Raw genomic sequence first — 25,002 nt, forward strand, 5'->3', positions numbered from 1 at the left:
GCTGTGGGCCGCCGCGGCCCGGCTATCCGCCGCTCAGTTTCCGGAAGTCCCAGGACACGATCTTCTCCGGGGTCAGCCGGGCCCACGCGTGGCGGCCGTCGTGCGGCATCTCGTCCAGACCGAAGTACTTGCGCGCGAACAGCGTCTCGGCGGTGTCGAGTTCGGCGCACAGCCCGCCCCGGCGCGGCACCTCGCCCACGGACTCCACCCGGCCGGACAGCTCGGCCCCGCGCAGCGCGTCGTACTCCTCGCCGGAGTCGACCACGACCGCCACCCGCGGATCGCGGCCCATCTGCGCCCAGCGCCGGCTGCGCACGACGGAGTACAGCCACAGCGAGGTGCCGTCCCAGACGAACCACAGCGGGCTCACGTGCGGCGTCCCGTCGGCCGAGACGGTCGCGACCCGGCAGGTGCGCTGGGCGCCGAGGAACCGGTCCAGTTCGCCGGGCGTCATCATGATCCGCCGGCCCCGGCGCTGCTGACCGACGGTCATGCGGTCCCCTCACTCTTCGCTCGGTGCCGGCGGGCCCCGCGGTGCCGGCGCCGGGACCGCTCAGGCCAGCCTGATCTCGTCACCGGAGACGGTGATCCGCGCCGCGGGCAGCGGGCGGGTCGCGGGCCCCTTGCGCACGCTGCCGTCCGCCGCGGAGAACTCGCTGTGGTGGCACGGACAGACGATCACGCCGTCCTTCACACCGCCCACCGCGCAGCCCTGGTGGGTGCACGTGGACGAGAACGCCTTGTAGGTGCCCGCCGTCGGCTGGGTGACCACGACCCCGCGGTCCTTGAAGACCGTACCGCCTCCCTCGGGAATGTCCGCCGTCTTCGCGAGCGCGGTTCCGCCGCCGTCGGGCGCGGCGCGGTCGGCGCCGGCTCCGGCGGCGACGCGGCCGGAGGAGCCGTCGTCCGTGCCGCAGGCGGTCAGGGCGGCGGCGAGCCCCGCCGCCCCGGCCGCCGCCATGACGCCGCGGCGGCCCGGTCCGGCCGCGGGGTGGGGCGATGCGCTGGTCATGGGGGTTCCCTTCCGCAGAGCGTTCCTCGTCGTCCGCCCTGGGGTACGGCCGGGGGAGCGCGGCCGTTCAGCCGCACACGCAAACCGGCTCCGTTCACTGCGAGCGGCGGTGTCCGTCCACCGGTCCGGGCGTCGGCTGACGAGGCGGCGATGAGTTTTCGCGGCCGGGAGAGTCTCACCACCGTTGTCACACCACAGGAGGAGCACGTGGCTCAGTTGCTGAGAGTCCAGAACTTCAACGTCTCGAGTGACGGGATCGGTGCCGGTGAGGGCCAGAGCCTGGAGAGTCCGTTCGGCCACGCCGTCGACCCGGCGAAGCTGTTCGCCTGGGCCGGTGCCACGGCGAGCTGGCCCATGCGCACCGATCCCGGAGGGAGCCGGGGCCTCGACGACTACTTCACGCGGGACTACGCGCGCAACATCGGTGCGGAGATCATGGGCCGCAACAAGTTCGGACCCCAGCGCGGGCCCTGGAACGACCACGAGTGGCGCGGCTGGTGGGGTGACGAGCCGCCGTTCCGCACCCCGGTGTTCGTCATGACGCACCACCAGCGTCCTTCGTTCACGCTCTCCGACACCACGTTCCACTTCGTCGACGGCGACCCGGCCACGGTCCTGGAACAGGCGCGGGAGGCGGCGCGCGGAAAGGACGTCCGGCTCGGCGGCGGGGTCACCACCGTCCGGGAGTTCCTGGACGCCGACCTCGTCGACACCCTGCACGTGGCGGTCTCGCCGGTGAAGCTGGGGTCCGGACTACGGCTCTGGGAGTCCCCCGACGAACTGCTCGACCGCTTCCACCTGGAGGTCGTGCCCAGCCCGAGCGGCGTGACGCACCACCTCTTCTGGCGAAAGTAACCGAACCCCAGGGCCGGCCCCGGCGGCCCCGCTCGGCTGCCGCGCCGCCCCCGCGAGTCCGGGCGCTCCTCCCCGGCTGTCACGCTTGGTTACTATGCTCACTTCGTGCCGGAGGCCGGAAGCAAGGGGCACCGCCGTCGACGGGTGAGTCGGACGTGGCCGTCCCAAGCAAGGCAAGTGAGCGGGGAAGCCGTAGAACATGTTGAGAGAAGTCACCGCTACCCGCTACATCACGCCGCTGCGTGAGGGTGGCTCGCTGCCGGGGCTCGTCGAGGCCGACGACTTCGGGACCTACGTCATCAAGTTCACCGGCGCCGGACAGGGCCGCAAGACCCTGGTCGCCGAGGTGGTGTGCGGCGAACTCGCCCGGCGCCTCGGCTTCCGCATGCCCCGGCTGGTCACCGTCGGCCTGGACCCGGTCCTCGGACTCGGCGAGCCGGAGCAGCAGGTGCAGGACCTGCTCCGGCACAGCGGCGGCGCCAACCTCGGCATGGACTTCCTGTCCGGCGCCCTCGGCTACGACCCGCTCGCCTTCCCGGTGGACCCCGGGGAGGCCGGCCGGATCGTCTGGTTCGACGCGCTGATCAACAACGTCGACCGCTCCTGGCGCAACCCCAACCTCCTCGTGCACCACGGCGAGCTGTGGCTCATCGACCACGGCGCCACGATGATCTGGCACCACAACTGGCCCGGTGCCCAGACCTCGGCGGCCCGCCCCTACGACGCCTCCGACCACGCCCTCGCCCGCTTCGCCCCGGACGTGTCCGCCGCCGCGGCCGAGCTGGCGCCGCGGATCACCGAGGAGCTGCTCGCCGAGGTCACCGCCGAGATCCCGGACGTCTGGCTCGCCGGCGAACCGGGTTTCGACACCCCGGACGACCTGCGCCGGGCCTACGCGCGGCCGCTGCTCGCCCGGGCGGCCGTCATCGCCGACCGGATCACCGGCATCGGCACCGGAGCGAAGGAGAGCATGTGAGCGAGCGGCACATCCACATGGCCGGTCATGTCACCGAGCGGCACATCACCCGGGCGGGCCAGGGCGGCGACCGGGACGTGTTCGAGTACGCGCTGCTGCGGGTCGTACCCCGGGTGGAGCGCGGGGAGTGCATCAACGCGGGCGTGCTCGTGTACTGCCGGGCCCGCGGTTACGTCGGCGCCCGCACCCATCTGGACGAGGCCCGGCTGCTCGCCCTGGACCCGGCGGCGGACGTGGCCGGGGTGCGTGCCGCGCTCGGCGCGATCGAGCGGACGTGCGCGGGCGGCGAGCAGGCCGGACAGGCGGCCGGCGACGACGCGGGGCGCCGTTACCGCTGGCTGGTCGCGCCCCGCTCCACCGTGGTCCAGCCCGGACCCGTGCACACCGGTCTGACCGCCGACCCGGCCGCCGAGACGGAGCGCTTGCTCGACCTCCTGGTGAGGTAATGGATCACACCGGCCGATGCGCCGTTGACACCGCGTGCCAGGGCTTCTAGCGTCACGGGTACCGAAGGTACTAAGCGGTCGCTCACCGCACGAGGGGACTCTCTCCGAGAGTCCGCCAGGTTCTCTCAAGGGCGAGGAGAAACAGCATGTCCACCACCGAACAGCGGGTCGCGGTAGTCACCGGCGCGGCGCGCGGCATCGGCGCCGCCACCGCCGTACGGCTGGCCGCCGAAGGCCACGCGGTCGCCGTGATCGACCTCGACGAGGCCGCCTGCAAGGACACCGTCGAGAAGATCACCGCCGCCGGCGGCACCGCCCTCGCGGTCGGCGCCGACGTCAGTGACGAGGCGCAGGTCGAGGCGGCCGTCGCCCGGATCGCCGAGGAACTGGGCGCCCCGGTGATCCTGGTCAACAACGCGGGCGTGCTGCGCGACAACCTGCTGTTCAAGATGAGCGTCTCCGACTGGGACACGGTCCTCAACGTGCACCTGCGCGGCTCGTTCCTGATGACCAAGGCGGTGCAGAAGCACATGGTCGACGCCGGCTGGGGCCGGATCGTCAACCTCTCCTCCTCCTCGGCGCTCGGCAACCGCGGCCAGGTCAACTACTCGGCCGCCAAGGCCGGTCTCCAGGGCTTCACCAAGACCCTCGCCATCGAGCTGGGCAAGTTCGGCATCACCGCCAACGCCGTCGCCCCGGGCTTCATCGCCACCGAGATGACCAAGGCCACCGCCGACCGCGTCGGCATGGGCTTCGAGGACTTCAAGAAGGCCGCCGCCACCCAGATCCCGGTGCAGCGCGTCGGCGAGCCCGAGGACATCGCCAACGCCATCGCCTTCTTCACCGGCGAGGCCGCCGGCTTCGTTTCCGGCCAGGTGCTGTACGTCGCCGGCGGACCGCTCAACTAAGGGACCAGGCACATGACTTCCGCTGAACTCTCCGGCAAGGTCGCGATCGTCACGGGCGCGAGCCGCGGTATCGGCTACGGCATCGCCGAGGCCATGGTGGCCCGCGGCGACCGCGTCTGCCTCACCGGCCGGGGCGAGGACGCCCTGACGGAGGCCGTCGAGCGGCTCGGCGCCGACCGGGCCATCGCCGTGGCCGGCAAGGCGCACGACCTCGACCACCAGACCGAGGTCGTCGAGCGCACCATGGCGGCCTTCGGCCGCGTCGACTTCCTGGTCAACAACGCGGGCACCAACCCGGTCTTCGGCCCCCTCGCGGACCTCGACCCGGACGTCGCCCGCAAGGTCTTCGAGACCAACGTGGTCTCCGCCCTCGGCTTCGCCCAGAAGACCTGGCACGCCTGGCAGAAGGAGAACGGCGGCGCGATCGTCAACATCGCCTCGGTCGCCGGTCTCGCGCCCTCGCCGTTCATCGGCGCCTACGGCGTCAGCAAGGCCGCGATGATCAACCTGACCCAGCAGCTCGCGCACGAGTTCGCGCCGCGGGTACGGGTCAACGCGATCGCCCCGGCCGTGGTCAAGACCAAGTTCGCCAAGGCCCTGTACGAGGGCCGCGAGGAGGAGGCCGCGGCCGCCTACCCGCTCGGCCGGCTCGGCGTGCCCTCCGACATCGGCGGCGCCGCCGCGTTCCTCACCTCCGCGCAGTCCGACTGGGTCACCGGTCAGACGCTCGTCGTCGACGGCGGCATCTTCCTCAACGCCGGCGTGAGCTGAGCCCGACGGTACCGGGCGCCGATTTCCGGACGGATCGGCGCCCGGAACACCCATGATGTGCGCTCGGCGGACTGACAACGTCGTCATCGCCGAATCGATCAAGAAGCCCTGTTCCAGGGGAGGTTCAGCCACCGGGACGCTGCGGTATGGTCTGCCGACCCTTGGTATGGCAGATCGAGGAGCGTGCGCGTGTTCAACCGGAACCGATTCCTGCGGAGCGTCGCGGCGATCGCGTCCCTAGCGCTGGCCGCCGGATGCGGGGTGCTGTCCGACGGCGGCGGCGACGACCGGGGTGCGATCGTCGTGGGCACCACCAGCGCCCCCAGCACGCTGGACCCCGCCGGCGCCTGGGACGGCTCCTGGGAGCTGTACCGGAACATCTTCCAGACGCTCCTCGCCTACCCGAACGGCGCCACCACCCCGCAGCCCGACGCCGCCGAGAGCTGCGAGTTCACCGACTCCACGAGCCGCACCTACCACTGCCGGTTGCGCTCCGGGCTGACGTTCTCCGACGGCGACCCGCTGACCGCCGAGGCGGTGCGGCACTCGATCGACCGCATCCGCGCCATCAACGCCCCCGGCGGCCCCGCCGGACTGCTCGGCAGCCTGGACCGCGTGGAGACGTCGGGCGACCGCGACATCGTCTTCCACCTCAACCAGCCCGACGCCACCTTCCCGTTCGTGCTGGCCACCCCGGCCATGTCCCTGGTCGACCCGGACGACTACCCGGCCCACTCCCTGCGCAAGGACAGCGACGTGCACGGCTCCGGGCCGTACCGGCTCCAGTCCTACGAGGAGGGCGCCGAGGCCGTCCTGGTCCGCAACGACCACTACAAGGGGTTCGCCAAGCGGCAGAACGACGCGGTGACCGTCCGCTACTTCAAGGACTCCGCGGGCATGGTCAAGGCGCTGCGGGACAAGCAGGTCGACGTCACCTACCGCGGCCTGGCCGCCGACGACATCCTCGCCCTCCAGGAACACGACAACGAGAACCTGCAACTGTTCGACGGCGCCGGCACCGACATCAGCTACCTGGTGTTCAACCCCCAGGACCCGTGGGCCAGACAGCCCGCCGTACGCAAGGCCGTCGCCCAGCTCGTGGACCGGGGCGCGATCGCGCACAAGGTCTACAAGGACACCGTCGACCCGCTGTACTCGATGGTCCCCAAGGGTCTGACCGGCCACTCCACCGGCTTCTTCGACGACTACGGCGATCCCAGCGCGGCCAAGGCCCGCACGATCCTCTCCGACGCCGGCATCACCCGGCGCGTCCCGCTCACCTTCTGGTACACCACCGACCGCTACGGCTCCGAGACCGCCCGGATGTTCCAGGAGCTGAAGAAGCAACTGGACGGCTCCGGTCTGTTCGCCATCACCCTCCGAAGCCGCCCCTGGAAGAGCTACGTCCTCGGCTACCAGAAGCACGAGTACCCGGTGTTCGGACGCGGCTGGTTCCCGGACTTCCCCGACCCCGACAACTTCATCGCCCCGTTCGTCGGCGAGGACAACGCCCTCGGCACGCCCTACCCGGCCAAGGAGATCACCGGCCGGCTGCTGCCCCACGCGCGCGCCGAGAGCGACCGCGCCCGGACCGTCAAGGACGTGGAGGCGGCCCAGCGGATCATGGTGGACGACGCCCGGCTGCTCCCCCTGTGGCAGGGCAGGCAGTTCGTGGCCGCCAGCGTCGACATCGCCGGCGGCGAACAGGCCCTGGACCCGTCGACGATCATGATGATGTGGACGCTGCACCGCAAGACAAGCTGGTGAACCACCCTCACGGCACCGGTTGTCAGTGGTCGCCTGTAGGTTCGGGAGCCTGGAAGTGGACCGACACCGTGAGGACGTTGACGTGACCGACATCGCCATGCTGCCCGAGTCCTGGCGCGGGGTTCTGGGCGACGAACTGCAGCAGCCCTACTTCAAGGAGCTGACCGAGTTCGTCGAGGAGGAGCGGGCGAAGGGCCCCGTCTACCCGCCGCGCGAGGAGGTCTTCGCCGCGCTGGACGCGACGCCGTACGAGCAGGTCAAGGTCCTCGTCCTCGGCCAGGACCCGTACCACGGCGAGGGCCAGGGCCACGGCCTGTGCTTCTCGGTCCGCCCCGGCGTGAAGACCCCGCCGTCCCTGCGGAACATCTACAAGGAGATGCAGCAGGAGCTGGGCCTGCCCGTACCGGACAACGGCTATCTGATGCCGTGGGCCCGGCAGGGCGTGCTGCTGCTCAACGCGGTCCTCACCGTCCGGGCCGGCGAGGCCAACTCCCACAAGGGCAAGGGCTGGGAGAAGTTCACCGACGCCGTGATCCGCGCGGTGGTCTCCCGGCCCGACCCGGCGGTCTTCGTGCTGTGGGGCAACTACGCGCAGAAGAAGCTCCCGCTGATCGACGAGACCCGGCACGCGGTGGTCAAGGGCGCGCACCCCTCGCCGCTGTCCGCGAAGAAGTTCTTCGGCTCCCGCCCGTTCACCCAGATCAACGAGGCGATCGCCCGCCAGGGCCACGAGCCGATCGACTGGCGCATCCCCGACCTGGGCTGACGGCCGGGGGCCCGGGCGGGGGGCCGTGACCGGGCCACCGGTGCGCCGCGGGACGGCGCCGCCTGACCGGGAATCCGCGGTCCGCCGGTTAGCGTCGGGAGCGGACAACCGACGACGGCCCGGAGGGACCCCGTGGCGGAGCGACAGGAGCAGGCGGCCCCGGATGCCGTGCTGACGCGGATCGGGCAGGTCGTGATGCTGCACCACGGCGGCGACCGCGAGGAGGCCCGCAGCCGTTTCCTGGACCTGTGGGCGGAGATCGGCGAGGACGGCGACCCGCTGCACCGCTGCACCCTCGCCCACTACCTCGCCGACACCCAGGACGACCCGGCGGACGAACTCGCCTGGGACCTCAGGGCGTTGTCGGCGGCCGGGGAACTGGCCGGCGGCCGCGCGGGCGGCGATCCGGCCGACGTGCGGGGCTTCCTTTCCTCCCTGCACCTGAACCTGGCCGCCGACTACGCCAAGCTGGGCCGCACCGAGGCCGCCCACAGCCATCTGCGCCGGGCCCGCGCCGCGGCGGCCGCCCTGGCCGACGACGGCTACGGCGAGCAGGTCCGGTCGGAGATCAGCCGCCTGGCACGGCGGCTCGGCGAGGACGGCACCCCGGACCCGGAGAGCCCGGGACCGTTCCGGCGCAGGTGACGGGAGCGGCTCACGGGCCGTAGACCTGGGCGCAGATCCTCGCCTCCGGGCTGTCCTGGCGCCAGCCTCCGTAGGCCCTGCCCAGCGCGCAGACGTCCGAGGGCCTGGGCGGGGCCGGGACGGCGCGCGGGGAACGGGCCGGGCGCGGCGGCCGGTGGCCGGGTGCGGCCGGGACGCGCGGCCGGACGGGCGGTCCGGACGGTGCCGCGCGCCGGGGCACAGCGGTCCGCTCCAGCGCCTCGGCGGCCGGTTCCCGTGCCTTCCCCGGCCGCGCGCCGCCGTCCGGGCGGGCCGCGGCCGGCTGCGAACGCGCCGGACCCGGAGCCTTCGGGTGCCCTACCGTCACACAGCCGCCGAGGGCCGAGACGGCCACGGTGACCAGAAGCACTGCGGTGGTCGTGGTTCGATGCACCCGCGCCACTCTGCTGGTCCGGCGCCCGGCCCGGGGCCAGGCCGCCCCAGCCCGTGCGCCGTACGGGTGATCCCGTACCCCGTGCGGAGGGCTCCGCGGCGCCGCGGCTGACGCCCGTATGCTTCCGCAAGGCACCACTCAGGCAAGGCGTAAGGGGAGAGCACGTGAAGGTCGGCTGCATCGGACTCGGGGACATCGCGCAGAAGGCGTATCTGCCGGTGCTCGGCACGCAGCCGGGAGTGGACCTGCACCTGCACACCCGCACCCCCGCCACCCTGGACCGGGTCGCGGACGGCCTGCGCCTGCCCGCACGGCAGCGGCACACCACGCTGGACTCGCTGCTCGCCGCCGGCCTGGACGCGGCCTTCGTGCACGCGCCCACCGACGTCCACCCCGAGATCGTCACCCGGCTGCTGGAGGCCGGCGTCCCGACGTACGTCGACAAGCCGCTCGCCTACGAACTCGCCGACTCCCGGCGGCTGGTCGACCTCGCCGAGCAGCGCGGTGTCTCCCTGACGGTCGGCTTCAACCGCCGGTACGCGCCCGGGTACGCGCAGTGCCTGGACCACCCGCGCGAGCTGATCCTCCTGCAGAAGAACCGCACTGGGCTGCCCGAGGAACCGCGCGCGATGATCCTGGACGACTTCATCCACGTCGTCGACACCCTGCGGTTCCTGGTGCCCGGCCCGGTCGACGACATCACCGTCCGCGCCCGCGCCAAGGAAGGGCTGCTCCACCACGTGGTGCTCCAGCTCGCCGGGGACGGCTTCACCGCGCTCGGCGTGATGAACCGGCTCAGCGGCTCCAGCGAGGAGATCCTGGAGGTGTCCGGACAGGACACCAAGCGCCAGGTGGTCAACCTCGCCGAGGTGATCGACCACAAGGGCCAGCCCACCGTGCGCCGGCGCGGCGACTGGGTGCCGGTGGCCCGCCAGCGCGGCATCGAGCAGGCGGTCCTCGCCTTCCTCGACGCCGTACGGGCCGGACAGGTGCTCAGCGCGAGGGACGCACTGGCGAGTCATGAGCTGTGCGAGCGCGTGGTACGCGCGGTGCGGGACGGGGCCGGCGCGGCCTGAGCGCCCGGACGCCCTCCGCCACGGCCAGCGCGGCCAGCACCAGCAGCGCGCCGAGCGCCGGCCAGTCGCCGTAGCGGACGTACGGCGTGCTGCCGTGCGCCAGCGGTACGTCGTACACCCGGGCGGCGCGCGCGCCGGTGCCGAGCCACGGGCCGAGGCGCCGCCCGTCCGGGCCGTACACCGCCGTCACACCCGTGAGGGTGGCGTGCACCATCGGGCGGCCCGTCTCGGCGGCGCGCAGCGCGGCCAGCGAGGCATGCTGCTCGGGCGCCCAGCTCTGCTGGAAGGACGAGGTGGAGGACTGGCCGAGGAGGACGTCCGCGCCGTCCTCGGCGAGATGCCGGCTCATGTCCGGGAAGGCGGTCTCGAAGCAGATCAGCGGGCCGACCCGCAGCCCGTGCCCGACGTCCAGCACGGTCTGCGCGGTGCCCCGGCGCCGGTCCTCGCCGGCGGCCCGGCCCACGGAGGTGGCCCAGCCCAGCAGCGAACGGGCCGGTATGTACTCGCCGAACGGGACCAGCCGCATCTTGTCGTACCGGCCGCCGGTCGGACCGTCCGGGCCGACCAGCACCGCACTCTTGTAGATGCCGGGCCGGTCCGAGCGGCGGGCGTCCACGTTCACCAGCACGTCGGCGCCGGTCGCACGGGACAGCGCCGCCAGCCGCCGGGCCAGGGCGGGCCGGCCGGCCAGGTCGGAGCCGACGCTGGACTCGCCCCACACCACCAGGTCGACGTCCTGTCCGGCGAGCCGCCGGGTCAGCCGCTCCTCCTCGTCGAAGCGCCGGTCACCGCTGTCCGTCCCGGCCACGACACCCGGCTGTACGACGGCGATCCGCACCCGCCCGTCGACCTCCGGGCGCGGCGCCCACCCCCACGCGGCCGAGGTCACCGCGGCCGTGGCGACCAGCGAGGCCACGGCCGGCACGCGCGCGGCCCGCACCGCCACCAGCACGGCCACCGCCGCGTTGACGGCCACCACCAGGAAGCTGAGCAGCCACACCCCGCCGACCGAGGCCAGCCGCAGCGCCGGCTCCACCTGCCACTGGCTGGCGCCCAGCATGCCCCACGGCCCGCCGAGCCCCTGCCAGGACCGGACCAGCTCCACCGCCAGCCAGGCCGACGGCAGCACCAGCAGCGCGGCGGCGGCCCGGCCCGGCGACGGCACCCCGCCCAGGAGGCGGCGCACCAGCAGACCCCACGGCGCCCACAACAGGCCCAGCAGCGCGGCTATCAGGAAGATGAACACGTGCAGGCTCGGCAGCAGCCAGTGGTGGACGGCCACCAGGAAGCCGAAGCCGCCGCACCAGCCGTCGTACGCGGCCCGGCGCCCGGTCGGCGCCGAACGCGCCAGCAGGATCCACGGCACCAGGGCGACGTAGGCGAACCACCACAGGGAAGGGGCCGGGAACGCGAGCACGGGCAGCGCGCCGAGGAGCGCGGCGGCGGCCGAGCGGCGCCAGGGGGAGGTCAGCAGGCGGTTGATCGTCCTCATAAGGACCCTCCCTACCCAGCTGTCGTTCCCGTGTGCGCCGGACGTGGTGCCGGCGTGTCCCGGAACGCGGGCCGGGTGCCGCCTCCCGGCCGTCTCCTACGGGGCGCCGGTCCCGTCGGCCGCCCGGCGGCGCCACTTCTCGTGGACGACGACCTCGCGCAGCCGCCAGCCGTCCGGAGTGCGCAGCAGCCCGAAGTCGTACCGGCCGCCGCACAGCAGGTCCGGTGCGGGACCGGCGGAACCGGCGAGGCGCAGGGGGCTGAGGTAGTCGGCGCGCACCCGCGCGGTGTCGCCGGTGTCCTGCTCCAGCGCACCGAACCGCACCTGCCGGTTGACGATCAGATGCTGGCGCGGGGCGGACAGGGCCAGGCTCTCGGCGAGCCAGACCGCGACCCGTTCCGTCTCGCCCTCGATACCGCCCGCCGAGCGGTAGTCGGCCCGCCCGTCCGCCGTGAACAGCGTCCGGTACGCCGCCCAGTCACCGTCGTCCACCGCCACCGCGTACGCGGTGACCAGGTCGTCCACGGCCAGCCGGTCCCTTACCGTCGCGAACTCCGCACGCTGCGTCATCGGGACAGTCTTGGGCACGACGGGCCCGCCGCCAAGAGGGCATGCCCGGCGGAACCGGGCGGCCTGCGAGCGGGGGCCGGCGCGTGGCCCGGCCGGGGTCTGCGAAGGGGGGCCGGGGAATGGCCCAGGCGGGGTTGGCGGGTGGTCTGCGTGCGGGGGCCGGCGCGTGGCCCGGCGCGGGTCAGGCCGCCTCGGCCACCTGGGCCGCCCGGCCGGTCTGGTCGCGGATCGCCGCGGCCCACTCGACCACCAACAGCTCGTACTCCGCGCGCTCCGCGGGCGACAGGGTCCCGCCCGAGCGCAGCCACAGCGCCCTGATCCGCTCGTTCACCTCGGCGGCGGAGCGCGCGGAACCAGGGGGCGGGGAATCGGGGGACATGCCGCACAGCCTAGGGCTAAAGGCTGACCGTGCGCTACCGGGCGGCTACGCAGACGGTACCGGGTTGGTCACCGGCACCACGCGATCACCCGTCCGTGGCCGCGCACTCCCGGGCCCCCGCCCGGCCCCGCCCAGGTCACAGCCGGGCCCCGCCCTCCGGAAAATGGCCGGAACCGGAACGGTGCCGCGCCGGTCAGCCCGCAGACTCGGCCGCGTGCGGGCTCAGCAGGCCCAGGCTGACCAGGGCGATGATCACGATGCCGAGGGCGACGCGGTACCAGACGAACGGCATGAAGCTCTTGTTGGAGATCCATTTCATGAACCACGCGATCACCGCGTATCCCGAGGCGAACGCGATCACCGTCGCGAACAGGGTGGGTCCCCAGGCCACATGGCCCTTGGCCAGCGAGTCCTTCACCTCGAAGGCGCCCGAGGCGAGGACGGCCGGGATGGCGAGCAGGAACGAGTAACGGGCCGCGGCCTCCCGCTTGTAGCCCATGAACAGACCGCCGCTGATGGTCGCGCCGGAGCGGGAGACGCCCGGGATCAGCGCGCACGCCTGGCAGAGTCCGAAGATCAAGCCGTCCTTGACGCCGAGGTTCTCCAGCGTCTTGCGCTGCTTGGGCGCCCGGTGCCGGCGGCCGGTCTCGTCCCGGGCCGCCAGCCGGTCGGCGATGCCGATGACCACGCCGACGACGATGAGCATGGTCGCGGTGACCCGCAGATCCCGGAACGGCCCCTCGATCTGGTCCTTCAGCGTCACGCCCAGCACGCCGATCGGGATCGAGCCGACGATCACCAGCCAGCCCATCTGCGCGTCGTGGTTGCCGCGCATCGACTTGTCGAACAGCGAGCGGAACCAGGACACGATGATCCGGCCGATGTCCTTGCGGAAGTAGATGAGCACCGCGGCCTCGGTGCCGATCTGGGTGATCGCCGTGAAGGCCGCTCCCGGGTCCTCCCAGCCGGAGAACGCGGCCGTGAGCCGCAGATGCGCGCTGGAGGAGACGGGCAGGAACTCGGTCAGCCCCTGGACGAGTCCGAGGACGAGGGATTCAAACCAAGACATGAAGGCAGAGCGTCCAAGTGCTGAAAGGAGATGAGGTGATCATGTGACGGAGGAAGCGTAGCGGGCCCGGCCGGCGGGGCGGCAAGAGGGGCGCGCGGTTCGCGCACCGGGCGGCTGCGGACGCCAAGTCGACAGCCCCGCAAGGCTTTCGGCATCACGCCGCTCGGTTGTCGGCGGACCCGGGCGGCCGTCGACGGGTGGGCGGCTTGGCGGCGGGTGCGTGCGGCTGTCGGCCTCGCGCCGTCGTCGGCCCCAAGCGGCCGTCGGCGGTCTCGCCGTCGTCCTCCGTCCTACGCGGCCGTCGGGCCCGAGACGGTCCAGCCCGGGGCCTGTGGACGGGCCGTCAGGTGCTCGTGACGCACCGGGTCGCCGCACGCCTGGCACGTCACCACGGGCACCAGCGCGTCGCCGCAGACGTGCTCCACGACCATCGGCAGGTCGGTTCCCCCGCGCAGGTGCCGGTCGCCCCACTCCTTGAGGGTCATCAGCACCGGCTCCAGCTCCAGCCCGGCCTGCGTCGGGCGGTACTCGAAGCGCTGCGGGCGCTCGCTGTACGCGTGCTTGGCGAGGATGCCGGCCTCCACGAGCCGGCGCAGCCGGGCGGCCAGGATGTCGCGCGGGGCGCCGATGTTGCGCACGAGCTGGTCGAACCGGCCGTTGCCCAGGCAGACCTCCCGCAGGACGAGCAGGGAGTACTTCTCGCCGACCAGCGCGAGGGCGTCGGCGATGGAGCAGGGGCGCGGATCCTTCGTGGCGGCCATGGCCCCAGTCTAGGACAGGGTTGGGTTTTCCAACCTGATGCGAGTGCCGCGCCCGGTCACCGGCCCAGGATGCGCCCGGCCGCCGTCACCACCGCGTCGGTCGCGGCGATGGCGGCCTCGCGGCGGGTGGCCAGGACCGTGTGGTCGGCGGACCCGCGCAGGGCGAACGCGGCCAGGGCGGCCTCGCGGGCCGGCTGGGCGAGGGCCGGTTCGAGGACGGAGACGGCGACCAGCGGGGCGGTCACCGCGGAGCGGGTGGCGTGCGAGGCCGCCCGCGCCGCCCCCACGGCCTCCTGGCTCGCGCCGTTCAGGACGAGGTCCTCGCGGTGCCACAGGGCCCGCCGGTGGTCGCCGAGGGCCGCCACCAGTTCGCCCAGCGCCACGCGCAGCGCCTCCGCCCGCCGTTCCTCGCGGGCGGACCGCTCGCGCCGGAGCTGGAGCAGCCCGGTGAGCGCGCCGCCGAGCAGGGTGCCGGCCACGGCGATGACGCTGGACCACATCGGATGCCTCTTCTCGGCGGACGGACGCGACGGCTACCGGGCGCGCAGCCGGTCCCGCTTGCGCCACGCCACCACCGTGCCGACCAGCGCCGGTACGGCGATGCAGGCCATGGCGATCAGGAAGGCGGGGGAGGTCGGCGCGGAGGCGCGGGCGCCGGCGACCGCGTAGGCGGCGGTGTTCGGGATCGAACCGAGGCCGGTGGCCAGGAGGAAGGACAGCCAGCCCATCCGGGAGACGGCCGCGCAGTAGTTCGCGGCCCAGAACGGCACGCCCGGGAAGAGCCGGAGGGCCAGCATCGACCGGAACCCGTGCCGGCTGAGCTGCCCGTCGGCCGCCTTCAGCCAGCGGCCCCGCAGCAGCGGGCGCAGCGCGTCCTGCCCGAGCATCCGGCCCAGCCCGAACGCCACCCCGGCTCCGAGCACCGTGCCCGCGAGCGCGGTCGCCAGCCCCAGTTGCGAGCCGAACAGCGCGCCCGCGGCCAGGTTCAGCAGGGGCCGTGGCACGAACGCGACCGTGCACAGCCCGTACGCCACCGTGAACACGGCGGCCGCCGCGGCCCCGCCGAGCTGTGGAGGCCAGCCGTGCGTCAGCAGCCGCTGCGGCTCGAACAGCAGCACGCCCGCCGCCGCGCCCGCCAGCAGCGCGAACAGCAGGGACAGCCGGGCGTAGGGAGACAGCAGCGTCCGCGTGCACCGGGCGGCGAACCCGGCGCGCGGCGGCGCGGGCACGGCGAGGGCGCCGGAGGCGGAGGAGGGGACGGAGGCGGCGGCCAGAGCGGCGGCCCGGGGAGAGACCGTGGCGGTGCCAGAGCGGTTGGCATCGAGCATCCGACGACAGTAACCGACGGACATGTGTGATCGCCGTATGGACCGAACTGGCTTGCGGTGAAGGGCGACCACGAAAACCGCCGCGCCCGGGTGAACGGGCCGGACAGCGGTGGAGCGGGCGGAGCCGGTGGCGCCCGGGGGAGGTGCCGGCGGCGACCGGGGCGGTGTCCGGTGCCGGCCGGGTGGGGGAGGGGCCGACAATGGCCGGGTGAACGCATCGATACCCGTCACCCGCGCCACCGACCACGGCACCGCCCGGCTGATGCCCGACGTCGACCGGGAGCGGGCCTGGCTGCTCACGGTCGACGGGGCCCCGCAGTCGTACGTGGACCTGGACGAGCCCGCCTATCTGGAGTTCGAGTACGCGCGGCGGCTGGGCCATGCGCTGGACACCGTGGCCGAGGCCGGCCGGGCGCTGGACGTGGTGCACCTCGGCGGGGGCGCGCTGACGCTGCCCCGGTACGTGGCCGCCACCCGCCCGGGCTCCCGGCAGGACGTCGTGGACGCCGACCGGGGTCTGCTGGAGCTGGTCACCGAGTGGCTGCCGCTGCCGGCGGACTCGGGCGTCTCGTTGCACGCGGCCGACGCCCGGGCCTGGCTGGAGGCCGCGCCCGACGACCGTGCCGACGTGCTGATCGCCGACGTGTTCGGCGGCTCCCGGGTGCCCGCCCACCTGACCACGCTGGACTACGTCCGCACGGCCGAGCGGGTGCTGCGGCCGGACGGGGTCTATCTCGCCAACCTCGCCGATGCGGCGCCGTTCGGTTTTCTCCGTTCCCAACTGGCCACGGTCTCGGCGGTGTTCGAGGAGGTGGCGCTGATCGCCGAGCCGGCGGTGCTGCGCGGGCGGCGGTTCGGCAACGCGGTGGTCGTGGCCTCGCACCGGCCGTTCGACACCGCCGCGCTGGCCCGGCGCACCGCGGCGGACGCCTTCCCGGCGCGGGTCGAACACGGCGCGGCGGTACGGGAGTTCACCGGGCCGGCGCGGCCGGTGACGGAGGCCGACGCCGTACCGTCACCCGTGCCTCCCGGCGGCTCCTTCGGTATCGGCTGAGCCGACGGGGGCCGTGGCTGCCCCCGCCGCCGGGACCGATCACTCCACGACCGGGTCGCCGTGCAGTCGTACCGTCGCCAGGACCTTCTCGACGGTCGCGTCGGGCAGTTCGTCCTTGACGCCCTTCGCGCCGTACAGCGTCCACGAGACGAAGCTGCCCGTGGAGTTCTTGAAGGCGAACGTGACCGCCTTGCCGTCGGTGTCGCACTTGTCCTTCTTCGGCATGCCGGCGACGTACGACGTCGCGACGCTGCCGGTGAGGCCCGACGCGGTCGTGAAGGACTTCGCCTTGCCGATGTGCAGGTACTTCTTGGCCGCCTCCGACTGGTTGGTGTACCCGCCGAAGGCGAAGGTGGCCGAGTCGCCGCGGGCGATGCTCGCGGTGTCCTTGGCGCCGTTCTCGCCCTTTGTGCCGCTGCCCGCGAGCGCGTGCGACTCCTTGGTGCCGCTCTGCTCGGAGGTGCAGTAGTCGGGCTTGAGGAACGAGGCGCCGGAGAAGCCGATGTACGCCGAGCCGTCGCCCTTCTCCTCGTCCTCGAAGAAGGAGAAGACGCCGGGCCGTTGCACCTCCCAGTCGGCGGGCACGTCGAAGGCCGTGCCGTACTTGGGGTTGACGACGACCTTCCAGCCCGGGACGGTCGGCTTCTCCGTCCCGCCGGCACGCGGGTTGTCGGCCGCGGACGACGTGGGCGAGGCGGGCGCGGTGTCCGTCGGCGACGGGCTCGTGTGCCGACCGTCCTTGCCGTTGTCCGCCTCGTCGTCCTTCGCGCCGCCGCCCAGCACCAGGAAACCGGTGACGGCGGCGGTGACCACGACGGCCGTGGCCGCGACGATCGCGATCAGCTTCGTACGGCCGCCGCCGGGCGGGGGCTCCGGCGCGGCGGGCTGGTCGTACCGTGTGGGCTGCCCGTAAGGGCCCTGCGGCGGCTGCCCGTACGGGCCGGCCGGGGGCTGCTGTCCGTAGGGGCCGGCCTGCGGCTGCGCGCCCGGCGCCTGCTGCCCGTACCGGGCGGCCTGCGGAAACTGCTGGTAACCGGGCTGCTGGTACGGGTTCGGCTGCTGCTGACCCGGCTGCTGGTACGGGTTCTGCCGTGGATCGTGCTGCGGGTTCTGCGCGCCCCCTGGCGGCTGCTGATCTGGCCACATGGCCCTAGACCCTAGTGCGCTTCTCTGGCCAGGCTTCCCTACTCGTGAGTAACATGACGGTCATGAGCGCAGACCAGATGTCGATCGGCGAGATGCTTGCCGCCACCGTGCCCATGGCCCGGACCCTGAACCTGGAATTCCTCGAGACCTCGGCGGACAAGGCCGTGGTGTCCCTGCCGGACCAGAGCGCGTACCACAACCACGTGGGCGGCCCGCACGCCGGCGCGATGTTCACCCTCGGGGAGTCGGCCAGCGGCGCCATCGTGCTGGCCGCCTTCGGGGACCAGCTCTCGCGCGCCGTTCCGCTCGCCGTGCGGGCCGAGATCGCCTACAAGAAGCTGGCGATGGGCGCCGTTACCGCTACCGCGACGCTGGGCCGCCCGGCCGCCGAGGTCGTCGCCGAACTCGACGCGGGGCAGCGCCCCGAGTTCCCCGTGTCGATCGAGATCCGGCGCGCGGACGGCGCGGTGACGGGCGAGATGACCGTCCTGTGGACGCTCCGGCCGACCGACCGGGGCGAGTGAGCCGGCCGTCGGGCGGACGCGCCGCCTGACGTGAGCGGCGCCGGGCCTCGTTCCGCCGGCGCCGGGTCCCTTTCGCCGGTGTCGCGCCCCGTTCCGCCGGTGTCGCGCCCTCGTTCCGCCCCGACGGCGGGACGGGGGCGCGGTCGCCTCGGGGCGCACTCACCGGACGACCACGCCGTGGACGGCCTTGGCGCCGACTGCCTCGGAGGCGGTCCGCCGGCCCTCGCGGGTCGTCCGCGGCTCGGCCAAGGCCGGTTCACAGCACCTTCGCGCGGATCAGTGCCGACAGCACCAGCGCGCCCGGCAGCAGCGGCACCCAGTCCGTCAGCACCCGGTAGCCGATGACGGTCGCCGTGGCCATCGCGGGCTCGGCGCCGAGGGCGACCAGCGTCCACACCATGGCCGCGTCGACCGCGAGTCCGCCCGGCGCGGGCACCGCCCCGCCGGCCGTGCCCGCCGCCAGGTGGGCGAGCACCACCTGCTCCCAGGGCAGCCGCAGTCCGAGCGAGGTCCCGACGCAGGCCAGCGCGCCGGCCTGGGCCAGCGGCAGCGCGGCGGCCCCGCCCCACAGGGCGAGCACCCGGCGCGGCCGGGTGTGCACCAGGCGCGCGTCGGTCAGGGCCGAGCGCAGCAGCCTGGTCACCGGCCGCCGCAACGGCCCGACCAGCAGCAGCGACCCCGCCACCGCGGCCACCCCGCCCACGGCCACGGCGACCGGGACCAGCAGCCGCCCGTCCGGTACCAGGTCCCCGAAGCGGTCCCGGGCCGGTGACACCGCGAGCAGCGCCAGTAACACCAGTGTCTTGGCGGTGGGCTTGGCCAGCGAGTACAGCCCGATGGACGCGGTCGCCCGGGCCGGCGGCACGCCCTGACCGCGCAGGAAGCGCAGGGTGACGGCGTGCGCGCCGAGCCCGCCGGGCAGCGCGTGGTTGGCGGCGCCGGCGGCGAACTGCGAGGCGAGCAGCAGCCGCGCCGGCACCCGGTCGGGCAGCGCACCCTGCCGGGCGCAGGCGGCGGCCACCCAGGTCAGACAGGTGAACCCGGCCGCCGCCAGCAGCCACCCCGGGTCGGCCGCGACCAGCCGCCGCACTCCCTCTTCCATGACGGACCGGTGGACCAGGGCCCAGCCGACCGCGAACAGCACGGGAGCCAGGCACAGGGCCAGCCGTGCGACCCGGCCCGCCCGGCGGGACCCCGGACGCCGCGAGACCGGGCCATCCGGGGGCCGGCCTTCCGGGGCCCGGCCATCGGGGGTCCGGCTCTCCGGGATCCGGGCTTCCGGGATCCGGGCTTTCGGGATCCGGGCTTCCGGGGTCCGGCTTTCCGGAACCCGGGCTTCTGGGACCCGGCCTTCGCGGACCCGGCCTTCCGGGACCGGGTGTTCCGGAGTCGCGGGCTCCGCGCCCGGGTGCTGTGGAGCCGGGCACCCGGCCCCGGGGACGGACGGCTCGACGACCGAGACGGACCCCTTGACGGCGGTCCCCGCGCCGGTCCCCGCGACGGCGGTCCCCGGACCGGGCCCCTCGGTGACGGTCCCCGTACCGGGGCGCGGCTGCGGCAGTGGGCGGGGCGGGGAGGGTGGGATCACGAGGAGGTCGTCCTTCCGCGGCGGGCCCCGGGGGCCTGGGAGAAGCGGGCCGGGCGAAACCGCGTGGGAGCCTCCCCCTCCCGGGTGACACGGGGATGTCCGGAAACGTAAGCCGTGCCGGCGCGGCGGTGGCGCGGGCGGGCGGACCCGCGGCCGTTCACCGCCGACCAGGTAGCCTTCCCTTGGGACGCGCTGTGCATGCGGTGCCCCGAAGGCCGGAACGGCGAGGTCAGCGAAGGGGAGGAACCGGCGGTGCACGTCCAGGAATGGCTCGACTCGGTGCCCGCCGCCGTGGTCTACGCCGTGGTGGGCCTGGTGATCGGTCTGGAGAGCCTGGGCATCCCGTTGCCCGGTGAGATCATCCTCGTCTCGGCGGCCCTGATGTCCTCCCAGCACACCGGCGTCAACCCGGTCGTGCTCGGCGCCTGCGCCACCGCGGGAGCGGTGATCGGCGACTCCATCGGCTACGCCATCGGCCGCAAGGGCGGACGCCCGCTGCTGGCCTGGCTCGGCCGGAAGTTCCCGCGCCACTTCGGCGCGGGCCATGTGGCCACCGCCGAGCAGTCCTTCCAGAAGTGGGGCATGTGGGCGGTCTTCTTCGGCCGTTTCGTCGCCCTGCTGCGCATCTTCGCCGGTCCGCTCGCGGGCGTGCTGCACATGCCGTACTGGAAGTTCCTGATCGCCAACGTCCTCGGCGGCATCTGCTGGGCCGGCGGCACCACGGCCGTCATCTACTACGTCGGCGTCGTCGCCGAGGACTGGCTCAAGCGCTTCTCCTACCTGGGCCTGGCCATCGCCGTCCTGATCGGCCTGGCCTCGATGCTGATCCTGAAGCGCAAGACGAAGAAGGCCCGGCCGGAACAGCGGGAAGCGGAAGCGGAACCGGTCGGCGCCGGAGACTGACGGCGCCGGGGACTGACGGCGCCGCCGGTCCGGCCGCGGGTGCCTACTCGTGCACCCCGCGATGCTCCTTCGCCAGATCGGCGTAGAGCGTGCCGTTGAGGGTCACCCCGTCCCGCTCCTCCTCGGTCAGGCTCCGCCGCACCCTCGCCGGCACGCCCGCCACCAGCGACCCGGGCGGCACCACCATCCCCTGCGGCACCAGGGCCTGGGCCGCGACGAGCGACCCGGCCCCGATCACCGCCCCGTTGAGCACGGTCGCGCCCATCCCGATCAGGCAGTCGTCCTCCACGGTCGCCCCGTGCACCACCGCGTTGTGCCCGATCGACACCCGCTCGCCGACCGTCACCGGGAACCCGGGATCGGCGTGCAGCGTGACGTTGTCCTGCACATTGGCCTGCGCGCCGACGCTGATGCGCTCGACGTCCCCGCGCACCACGGCGCCGTACCAGACACTGGCTCCCGCGTGCAGCGTGACGTCTCCGATCACGGCCGCCGTGGGCGCGACGAACGCCTCCGGGTCGACCCGGGGCTCCTTGCCCGCGATGCCCACGACCAGCGCCTTCTGCGTCATCACCGTCTCCTCGTGTCCGGGGTGTCACCGAACCGTACGACACGGGGTGGGGCAAAGATCACAGCAGCCCGCCGTCTCCGTGGAGGCGACCGGTGAGTAACGTGAGCCCGTGCCGAAGCGCAAGAACACGTTCTCATCCTGGCGACACCGCCTGGCCCAGCGCGTCGTCCACGCGGGCTGGGCGTGGGTGCAGCGCAGGGGCTCGGTGACGGCCGAGCACCCCGGCCGCTTCCGCTTCGGCGCGATCGGCGAGGCCACCCGGCTGGCCTTCCCGCTCGGCACGGTCTTCGGCGAACCCTGGATCCGGCTCGGCTCCTACTGCATCATCGGCGAGCAGGTCACCCTCACCGCGGGCCTGATGCCCGACCTGGACCTCGGTCCGGATCCGATCCTGCGCATCGGCGACGGCGTGGTCCTCGGCCGCGGCAGCCATGTCATCGCGGACACGACGGTCACCATCGGCGACGACTGCTACTTCGGCCCGTACGTCTACGTCACCTCCACCAACCACTCCTACGACGACCCGCACCAGCCCATCGGCAAGCAGTGGCCGCGGATGGAGCCGGTGGAGATCGGGCCGGGCTGCTGGATCGGCACCGGCGCGGTGATCCTGCCGGGCGCGCGGATCGGGCGGAACGTGGTGGTGGCGGCCGGCGCGGTGGTCCGGGGCACGGTGCCCGACCACGCGGTGGTGGCGGGCGCGCCCGCCCGGGTCGTACGGCGCTGGACGCCCGGCGACGGCTGGCAGCCGCCGCTGCGGACGCCCGCGCCCGTGCCGCTGCCGGACGGGGTCACACCGGGCCAGCTTCGGGCGCTGGCGGACCTGGACGAGGACGCGGTCGCCCGGCTGGCCGCGCTGGACGCCGACGGCTGACGGCTGACGGCGTCCCCGGCACGCAGGCTCCGCGGTCCGGGCCGCGCAGTACAGTTTGGTGAACGGCCGGGTGCACCGCACCGTAGTCCAGCCGGCTGGACGTCGCTCACCACACCACTGGACCCCCCGGGATATTTGGACGCAACGTGTCGGACCTCGAACTCCTGACCCAGTCCCTGGCACGGAACGTCAGGCACTGGCGCTCGGTGCGCGGCTTCACGCTGGACGTGCTCGCCGCCCGGGCCGGTGTCAGCCGCGGCGTGCTCATCCAGATCGAGCAGGCCCGCACCAACCCCAGCATCGGCACGGTCGTCAAGATCGGTGACGCGCTCGGCGTCAGCGTCACCACGCTGCTCGACTACGAACAGGGCCCGAAGGTCCGTGTCGTCCCCGCCGACCGGGCCGTACGGCTCTGGCACACCGAGGACGGCAGCTACAGCCGGCTGCTCGCCGGCACGGAGGCGCCCGGACCGCTGGAACTGTGGGACTGGCGGCTGATGCCGGGCGAGAGCAGCCCCTCCGAGCCGCACCCCGGCGGCACGGTCGAACTCGTCCATGTCACCGCGGGCGAGCTGACGCTCACCGTGGACGGCACGGAGTACCGCGTCCCGGCGGGCGCGAGCGCCTCCTTCGAGGCCAACGTCCCGCACTGGTACGGCAATCAGGGCGACGTGCCGATGGAGATGATGATGGCCGTGTCCGTCCCGCCCGTGCCGTGAGACGCCGGTCCGGCGGGCGGGCCGGCCTTGCTAGCGTGCGGCCATGCGCGCACCCATCGGAGACTTCGACACCGCCACTCCCGCCCCGGACTGCCTGGAGGAGCTGACCGCTCCCGTCGCCGACGCCGTACGCGACTGGCAGGGCACGGTCCCGGCCGACCGCATCCTCTACGTCGACACCGACCCGCGCTGGGCGGACACCGCCGTCTTCGTGGAGCACTACGGCCGCGACCTGCTGGAGCGCTCGGCGAACTGCGTGGTGGTCGCGGGCAAGCGGGCCGGCGAGACCCGGCTCGCCGCCTGTGTGATCCTGTCCACCACCCGGGCCGACGTCAACGGCGTCGTCCGCCGTCAGCTCGGCGCCCGCAAGGCGTCCTTCGCCCCGATGGAGACGGCGACCGGCGAGAGCGGCATGGAGTACGGCGGCATCACCCCGCTCGGACTGCCCGCCGGCTGGCCCGTGCTGGTGGACGCGGCCGTCGCCGACCTGCCCTACGTCCTGGTCGGCAGCGGACGCCGCCGCGGCAAGCTGCTCGTACCGGGCAAGGCACTCGCCGAACTCCCGGGCGCCGTCGTACTGGAGAACCTGGGCATCGCCTGACCCACCACGACGGGCCGACCACACCACGACCTCGCGGGGCCCTGGGCCCGGGCCCTGAGCCCCCGGACCGCCGGGCCGCGAGCCCCGGGCTGCCGGGCCCTGAGCCCTCGAGCCTCTGGGCTGCCGGGCCCCGGGCCGTCGGGCCCTGAGTCCCGGGCCCTGAGTCCCCTGGCTGCCGGGCCCCTAAGCCGCCGAGTCCCAAGCAGCCGGGCCCCGTGTCGCCGAGTTGCCGGGCCCCGAGCCGCGGGCGCTGGGCCCCGGGCCCTGAGCCGCCGCCGAGTCCCAAGCCGCTGGGCCCCGGGGCTGACCCTGAGCCATCGGGCTGCCGGGCCGCCGGGCCGCCGAGACCGAGTCGCCGGTCCCCGGGCCGCCGAGTCGCCGAGTCCCGAGCGGCCGGGCCCCGAGCGGTCGGGCCCCGTGTCGCCGAGTCGCTGGGCCGCCGGGCCCCGAGCCGCTGGACCCCGGGCCGCCGAGTCCGAAGCCGCCGGGCCCCGGGCGCCGGGCTGCCCGGCCCCGGGCCCCGGGCCGTCGGCCGCGGTCCGGTCGGGCGTCAGTATGTGTCGGCCGTGCCGAGGTACTGCTCGGCGAAGGCTGCTGCTGCGGCTGGGGAGGAGAACAGCCGGCGCAGGCGGGCCAGGGTGGTGCCGGCGCGGTAGGGGTCTGGGTGGGAGACGCCGTGGTAGACGTCGGAGAGCCACTGGGAGAACTCCTGGTAGTCCCACACCCGGCGCAGGCACGCCGCCGAGTAGCCGTCCAGGCCCGTGCGGTCGTCCTTCGTCAGGTACGCCACGAGTGCGTCGCCGAGCAGGAACGCGTCGTGCAGGGCGAGGTTCATGCCCTTCGCGGCGATCGGCGCGACGAGGTGCGCGGCGTCGCCGGCCAGGAAGAGCCGGCCGGACACCATCGGCTCCACGACGTAGTTGTGCATGTCCAGCACCCGCTTCTCCAGCAGCCGCCCCTCGGCCAGCGCCGGTCGGTCCGCCGCGTGCAGCCGCCGCCGGAGTTCCGCCCAGACCCGGTCGTCGGGCCAGGCGGCGGGGTCGTCGCCGGGCGGGCACTGGAGGTAGTAGCGGGTCAGCTGCGCACTGCGGGGCATGTGCCCGGCGAACCCGTCGGCGTGCATGCCGAACAGCACCCGGTCGGCGGACGGCGGCGCCTCGGCCAGCAGCGCCAGCCAGCCGATTCCGTAGTCGTGCCGGACGGTCCGCGCCGACGGCGGCAGCGCGGCGCGGCTCGCGCCGCGCGCCCCGTCACAGCCGGCCACGAAGTCGCAGTGCACGAGCAGCCGTTCACCGGTGTCCGGGTCGGTGTAGGAGACGGCGGGCCGGTCCGAGTCCAGGTCGTGCAGGCGCACGTCGCGCACGCCGAAGCGGATCGCCCCGCCGCGCACGTCGGCGTACTCGCGCACGAGATCGGTCACGAGCAGCGGCTGCGGGTACACCCAGTGGTGACGTCCCGTCAGTTCCGTGTAGTCGAAGCGGTAAGCGCGTCCCCCGAAGCGGAACTCGCACTCCGAGTGGCGCTCCGCCCGCTCCGGCAGCCGTCCCGCCAGCCCGCGCCGCTCCAGCCCGCGTACGGCCCACTCCTCGATGATCCCGGCGCGCGGCCGCTGTTCGATGAACTCCCGGCTCTCGCACTCCAGGACGAGGCAGTCCACACCGGCGGCCCGCAGGATGGCGCCGACGGTCAGGCCGGCGGGCCCGGCGCCCACGACGACGACCGGGACACGGGTGGCGGAAGGGGAACCGGTGTGGGGAGAAGCAGACGTCACGCGAGCATTATGACGGTG

General features: G+C 73.8%; 29 protein-coding genes. 15 read left to right on the forward strand and 14 right to left on the reverse strand.

Annotation, left to right across the window (positions count from 1 at the left end):
- Nucleotides 1-22: 22 nt before the first annotated feature.
- Both ACZ4SV_RS33670 and ACZ4SV_RS33675 read right to left on the reverse strand, forming a co-directional pair.
- Nucleotides 23-493 carry a pyridoxamine 5'-phosphate oxidase family protein gene (locus ACZ4SV_RS33670; protein ID WP_468009761.1) on the reverse strand — a complete coding sequence of 157 codons (471 nt, stop codon included), beginning with the start codon at nucleotides 491-493 and terminating at the stop codon, nucleotides 23-25.
- Nucleotides 494-553: 60 nt separating this feature from the next.
- Nucleotides 554-1,012: a Rieske (2Fe-2S) protein gene (locus ACZ4SV_RS33675; RefSeq protein WP_468009763.1), complete on the reverse strand. Its 459-nt coding sequence runs from the start codon at nucleotides 1,010-1,012 to the stop codon at nucleotides 554-556.
- Between the two features lie 207 nt (nucleotides 1,013-1,219).
- On the opposite strand from ACZ4SV_RS33675, the gene ACZ4SV_RS33680 reads away from it, so the two are divergent.
- The 8 genes from ACZ4SV_RS33680 to ACZ4SV_RS33715 all read left to right on the forward strand — a co-directional run bounded on the left by ACZ4SV_RS33680 (nucleotide 1,220) and on the right by ACZ4SV_RS33715 (nucleotide 8,146).
- Entirely contained in the window at nucleotides 1,220-1,867 is a 648-nt protein-coding gene (locus tag ACZ4SV_RS33680) for a dihydrofolate reductase family protein (RefSeq protein WP_468009766.1), read from the forward strand.
- 199 nt (nucleotides 1,868-2,066) lie between these two features.
- A complete protein-coding gene (locus ACZ4SV_RS33685; RefSeq protein ID WP_365873879.1) occupies nucleotides 2,067-2,843 on the forward strand; it encodes a HipA family kinase in 777 nt (258 codons plus the stop codon).
- A complete protein-coding gene (locus ACZ4SV_RS33690; RefSeq protein ID WP_365873877.1) occupies nucleotides 2,840-3,289 on the forward strand; it encodes a DUF3037 domain-containing protein in 450 nt (149 codons plus the stop codon). Before ACZ4SV_RS33685 ends, ACZ4SV_RS33690 begins: the two co-directional genes overlap by 4 nt.
- A gap of 146 nt (nucleotides 3,290-3,435) precedes the next feature.
- On the forward strand, nucleotides 3,436-4,197 hold the full coding sequence (gene fabG / locus ACZ4SV_RS33695; RefSeq protein WP_365873875.1) for a 3-oxoacyl-ACP reductase FabG: 762 nt from the start codon (nucleotides 3,436-3,438) through the stop codon (nucleotides 4,195-4,197).
- A 12-nt stretch (nucleotides 4,198-4,209) separates the two neighbouring features.
- Nucleotides 4,210-4,968: an SDR family oxidoreductase gene (locus ACZ4SV_RS33700; RefSeq protein WP_365873873.1), complete on the forward strand. Its 759-nt coding sequence runs from the start codon at nucleotides 4,210-4,212 to the stop codon at nucleotides 4,966-4,968.
- A 189-nt stretch (nucleotides 4,969-5,157) separates the two neighbouring features.
- Nucleotides 5,158-6,735, forward strand: coding sequence for an ABC transporter substrate-binding protein (locus ACZ4SV_RS33705; protein ID WP_468009778.1), 1,578 nt, complete (start codon nucleotides 5,158-5,160; stop codon nucleotides 6,733-6,735).
- A gap of 82 nt (nucleotides 6,736-6,817) precedes the next feature.
- Nucleotides 6,818-7,501 carry a uracil-DNA glycosylase gene (gene ung / locus ACZ4SV_RS33710; protein ID WP_365873869.1) on the forward strand — a complete coding sequence of 228 codons (684 nt, stop codon included), beginning with the start codon at nucleotides 6,818-6,820 and terminating at the stop codon, nucleotides 7,499-7,501.
- A gap of 132 nt (nucleotides 7,502-7,633) precedes the next feature.
- Nucleotides 7,634-8,146 (forward strand): hypothetical protein, encoded by a 513-nt coding sequence (locus ACZ4SV_RS33715; protein WP_468009783.1) that lies wholly within the window; start codon nucleotides 7,634-7,636, stop codon nucleotides 8,144-8,146.
- Between the two features lie 10 nt (nucleotides 8,147-8,156).
- Here the strand turns inward: ACZ4SV_RS33715 and ACZ4SV_RS33720 are convergent, their stop codons facing one another.
- Complete coding sequence (locus ACZ4SV_RS33720) at nucleotides 8,157-8,558, reverse strand: hypothetical protein (protein ID WP_468009787.1); 402 nt, start codon at nucleotides 8,556-8,558, stop codon at nucleotides 8,157-8,159.
- Between the two features lie 164 nt (nucleotides 8,559-8,722).
- Here ACZ4SV_RS33720 and ACZ4SV_RS33725 point away from each other — a divergent pair, with 164 nt between their 5' ends.
- Nucleotides 8,723-9,634: a Gfo/Idh/MocA family protein gene (locus ACZ4SV_RS33725; protein ID WP_468009790.1), complete on the forward strand. Its 912-nt coding sequence runs from the start codon at nucleotides 8,723-8,725 to the stop codon at nucleotides 9,632-9,634.
- On the opposite strand, the gene lnt is transcribed toward ACZ4SV_RS33725, so the two are convergent.
- The 7 genes from lnt to ACZ4SV_RS33760 form a co-directional block, all read right to left on the reverse strand.
- Nucleotides 9,552-11,126 carry an apolipoprotein N-acyltransferase gene (gene lnt / locus ACZ4SV_RS33730; protein ID WP_468009793.1) on the reverse strand — a complete coding sequence of 525 codons (1,575 nt, stop codon included), beginning with the start codon at nucleotides 11,124-11,126 and terminating at the stop codon, nucleotides 9,552-9,554. The genes ACZ4SV_RS33725 and lnt overlap by 83 nt on opposite strands.
- 96 nt (nucleotides 11,127-11,222) lie before the next feature.
- On the reverse strand, nucleotides 11,223-11,696 hold the full coding sequence (locus tag ACZ4SV_RS33735; protein ID WP_468009797.1) for a nuclear transport factor 2 family protein: 474 nt from the start codon (nucleotides 11,694-11,696) through the stop codon (nucleotides 11,223-11,225).
- 181 nt (nucleotides 11,697-11,877) lie between these two features.
- Nucleotides 11,878-12,075 (reverse strand): hypothetical protein, encoded by a 198-nt coding sequence (locus tag ACZ4SV_RS33740; RefSeq protein WP_365873859.1) that lies wholly within the window; start codon nucleotides 12,073-12,075, stop codon nucleotides 11,878-11,880.
- A 193-nt stretch (nucleotides 12,076-12,268) separates the two neighbouring features.
- Nucleotides 12,269-13,144: an undecaprenyl-diphosphate phosphatase gene (locus ACZ4SV_RS33745; protein WP_468009803.1), complete on the reverse strand. Its 876-nt coding sequence runs from the start codon at nucleotides 13,142-13,144 to the stop codon at nucleotides 12,269-12,271.
- Nucleotides 13,145-13,434: 290 nt separating this feature from the next.
- Nucleotides 13,435-13,905: a winged helix-turn-helix transcriptional regulator gene (locus tag ACZ4SV_RS33750; RefSeq protein WP_468009804.1), complete on the reverse strand. Its 471-nt coding sequence runs from the start codon at nucleotides 13,903-13,905 to the stop codon at nucleotides 13,435-13,437.
- A 56-nt stretch (nucleotides 13,906-13,961) separates the two neighbouring features.
- Nucleotides 13,962-14,405, reverse strand: coding sequence for a protein kilB (locus tag ACZ4SV_RS33755; RefSeq protein WP_468009808.1), 444 nt, complete (start codon nucleotides 14,403-14,405; stop codon nucleotides 13,962-13,964).
- Nucleotides 14,406-14,438: 33 nt separating this feature from the next.
- On the reverse strand, nucleotides 14,439-15,233 hold the full coding sequence (locus ACZ4SV_RS33760; protein ID WP_468009812.1) for a TVP38/TMEM64 family protein: 795 nt from the start codon (nucleotides 15,231-15,233) through the stop codon (nucleotides 14,439-14,441).
- A 208-nt stretch (nucleotides 15,234-15,441) separates the two neighbouring features.
- On the opposite strand from ACZ4SV_RS33760, the gene ACZ4SV_RS33765 reads away from it, so the two are divergent.
- A complete protein-coding gene (locus tag ACZ4SV_RS33765) occupies nucleotides 15,442-16,287 on the forward strand; it encodes a spermidine synthase (protein WP_468009816.1) in 846 nt (281 codons plus the stop codon).
- Between the two features lie 39 nt (nucleotides 16,288-16,326).
- On the opposite strand, the gene ACZ4SV_RS33770 is transcribed toward ACZ4SV_RS33765, so the two are convergent.
- The gene (locus ACZ4SV_RS33770) at nucleotides 16,327-17,433 is read right to left on the reverse strand and encodes a DUF8017 domain-containing protein (RefSeq protein ID WP_468009819.1); all 1,107 of its coding nucleotides are present in this window, start codon (nucleotides 17,431-17,433) and stop codon (nucleotides 16,327-16,329) included.
- Nucleotides 17,434-17,495: 62 nt separating this feature from the next.
- On the opposite strand from ACZ4SV_RS33770, the gene ACZ4SV_RS33775 reads away from it, so the two are divergent.
- Nucleotides 17,496-17,957 carry a DUF4442 domain-containing protein gene (locus ACZ4SV_RS33775; protein ID WP_365873845.1) on the forward strand — a complete coding sequence of 154 codons (462 nt, stop codon included), beginning with the start codon at nucleotides 17,496-17,498 and terminating at the stop codon, nucleotides 17,955-17,957.
- A 256-nt stretch (nucleotides 17,958-18,213) separates the two neighbouring features.
- Here ACZ4SV_RS33775 and ACZ4SV_RS33780 read toward each other — a convergent pair whose 3' ends face one another.
- The gene (locus tag ACZ4SV_RS33780) at nucleotides 18,214-19,227 is read right to left on the reverse strand and encodes a lysylphosphatidylglycerol synthase transmembrane domain-containing protein (protein WP_468010087.1); all 1,014 of its coding nucleotides are present in this window, start codon (nucleotides 19,225-19,227) and stop codon (nucleotides 18,214-18,216) included.
- 570 nt (nucleotides 19,228-19,797) lie between these two features.
- On the opposite strand from ACZ4SV_RS33780, the gene ACZ4SV_RS33785 reads away from it, so the two are divergent.
- Nucleotides 19,798-20,448 carry a DedA family protein gene (locus ACZ4SV_RS33785; RefSeq protein ID WP_365873841.1) on the forward strand — a complete coding sequence of 217 codons (651 nt, stop codon included), beginning with the start codon at nucleotides 19,798-19,800 and terminating at the stop codon, nucleotides 20,446-20,448.
- Nucleotides 20,449-20,491: 43 nt separating this feature from the next.
- Here the strand turns inward: ACZ4SV_RS33785 and ACZ4SV_RS33790 are convergent, their stop codons facing one another.
- Entirely contained in the window at nucleotides 20,492-21,019 is a 528-nt protein-coding gene (locus ACZ4SV_RS33790) for a gamma carbonic anhydrase family protein (protein ID WP_365873839.1), read from the reverse strand.
- A gap of 109 nt (nucleotides 21,020-21,128) precedes the next feature.
- On the opposite strand from ACZ4SV_RS33790, the gene ACZ4SV_RS33795 reads away from it, so the two are divergent.
- The 3 genes from ACZ4SV_RS33795 (at nucleotide 21,129) to ACZ4SV_RS33805 (ending at nucleotide 23,213) form a co-directional block, all read left to right on the forward strand.
- Entirely contained in the window at nucleotides 21,129-21,893 is a 765-nt protein-coding gene (locus ACZ4SV_RS33795; protein WP_468009829.1) for an acyltransferase, read from the forward strand.
- A 146-nt stretch (nucleotides 21,894-22,039) separates the two neighbouring features.
- Nucleotides 22,040-22,612, forward strand: coding sequence for a helix-turn-helix domain-containing protein (locus ACZ4SV_RS33800; RefSeq protein ID WP_365873835.1), 573 nt, complete (start codon nucleotides 22,040-22,042; stop codon nucleotides 22,610-22,612).
- 43 nt (nucleotides 22,613-22,655) lie between these two features.
- Nucleotides 22,656-23,213 (forward strand): YbaK/EbsC family protein, encoded by a 558-nt coding sequence (locus tag ACZ4SV_RS33805; RefSeq protein ID WP_468009835.1) that lies wholly within the window; start codon nucleotides 22,656-22,658, stop codon nucleotides 23,211-23,213.
- A gap of 550 nt (nucleotides 23,214-23,763) precedes the next feature.
- Here the strand turns inward: ACZ4SV_RS33805 and ACZ4SV_RS33810 are convergent.
- Nucleotides 23,764-24,984, reverse strand: a complete 1,221-nt coding sequence (locus tag ACZ4SV_RS33810) for a 4-hydroxybenzoate 3-monooxygenase (protein WP_468009838.1) — start codon at nucleotides 24,982-24,984, stop codon at nucleotides 23,764-23,766.
- Nucleotides 24,985-25,002: the final 18 nt, after the last annotated feature.

The organism is Streptomyces sp. NPDC027672 (assembly GCF_055566335.1).

Excerpts from the sequence above, each read along its gene's own strand:
- ACZ4SV_RS33805 (WP_468009835.1), top strand. The coding sequence starts at position 22,656 with ATGCGCGCACCCATCGGAGACTTCGACACCGCCACTCCCGCCCCGGAC.
- ACZ4SV_RS33700 (WP_365873873.1), top strand. The coding sequence starts at position 4,210 with ATGACTTCCGCTGAACTCTCCGGCAAGGTCGCGATCGTCACGGGCGCG.
- ACZ4SV_RS33740 (WP_365873859.1), bottom strand. The coding sequence starts at position 12,075 with ATGTCCCCCGATTCCCCGCCCCCTGGTTCCGCGCGCTCCGCCGCCGAG.
- ACZ4SV_RS33670 (WP_468009761.1), bottom strand. The coding sequence starts at position 493 with ATGACCGTCGGTCAGCAGCGCCGGGGCCGGCGGATCATGATGACGCCC.
- ACZ4SV_RS33775 (WP_365873845.1), top strand. The coding sequence starts at position 17,496 with ATGAGCGCAGACCAGATGTCGATCGGCGAGATGCTTGCCGCCACCGTG.
- ACZ4SV_RS33750 (WP_468009804.1), bottom strand. The coding sequence starts at position 13,905 with ATGGCCGCCACGAAGGATCCGCGCCCCTGCTCCATCGCCGACGCCCTC.
- ACZ4SV_RS33755 (WP_468009808.1), bottom strand. The coding sequence starts at position 14,405 with ATGTGGTCCAGCGTCATCGCCGTGGCCGGCACCCTGCTCGGCGGCGCG.
- ACZ4SV_RS33735 (WP_468009797.1), bottom strand. The coding sequence starts at position 11,696 with ATGACGCAGCGTGCGGAGTTCGCGACGGTAAGGGACCGGCTGGCCGTG.
- ACZ4SV_RS33770 (WP_468009819.1), bottom strand. The coding sequence starts at position 17,433 with ATGTGGCCAGATCAGCAGCCGCCAGGGGGCGCGCAGAACCCGCAGCAC.
- ACZ4SV_RS33790 (WP_365873839.1), bottom strand. The coding sequence starts at position 21,019 with ATGACGCAGAAGGCGCTGGTCGTGGGCATCGCGGGCAAGGAGCCCCGG.
- ACZ4SV_RS33760 (WP_468009812.1), bottom strand. The coding sequence starts at position 15,233 with ATGCTCGATGCCAACCGCTCTGGCACCGCCACGGTCTCTCCCCGGGCC.
- fabG (WP_365873875.1), top strand. The coding sequence starts at position 3,436 with ATGTCCACCACCGAACAGCGGGTCGCGGTAGTCACCGGCGCGGCGCGC.
- ACZ4SV_RS33685 (WP_365873879.1), top strand. The coding sequence starts at position 2,067 with ATGTTGAGAGAAGTCACCGCTACCCGCTACATCACGCCGCTGCGTGAG.
- ACZ4SV_RS33745 (WP_468009803.1), bottom strand. The coding sequence starts at position 13,144 with ATGTCTTGGTTTGAATCCCTCGTCCTCGGACTCGTCCAGGGGCTGACC.
- ACZ4SV_RS33675 (WP_468009763.1), bottom strand. The coding sequence starts at position 1,012 with ATGACCAGCGCATCGCCCCACCCCGCGGCCGGACCGGGCCGCCGCGGC.
- lnt (WP_468009793.1), bottom strand. The coding sequence starts at position 11,126 with ATGAGGACGATCAACCGCCTGCTGACCTCCCCCTGGCGCCGCTCGGCC.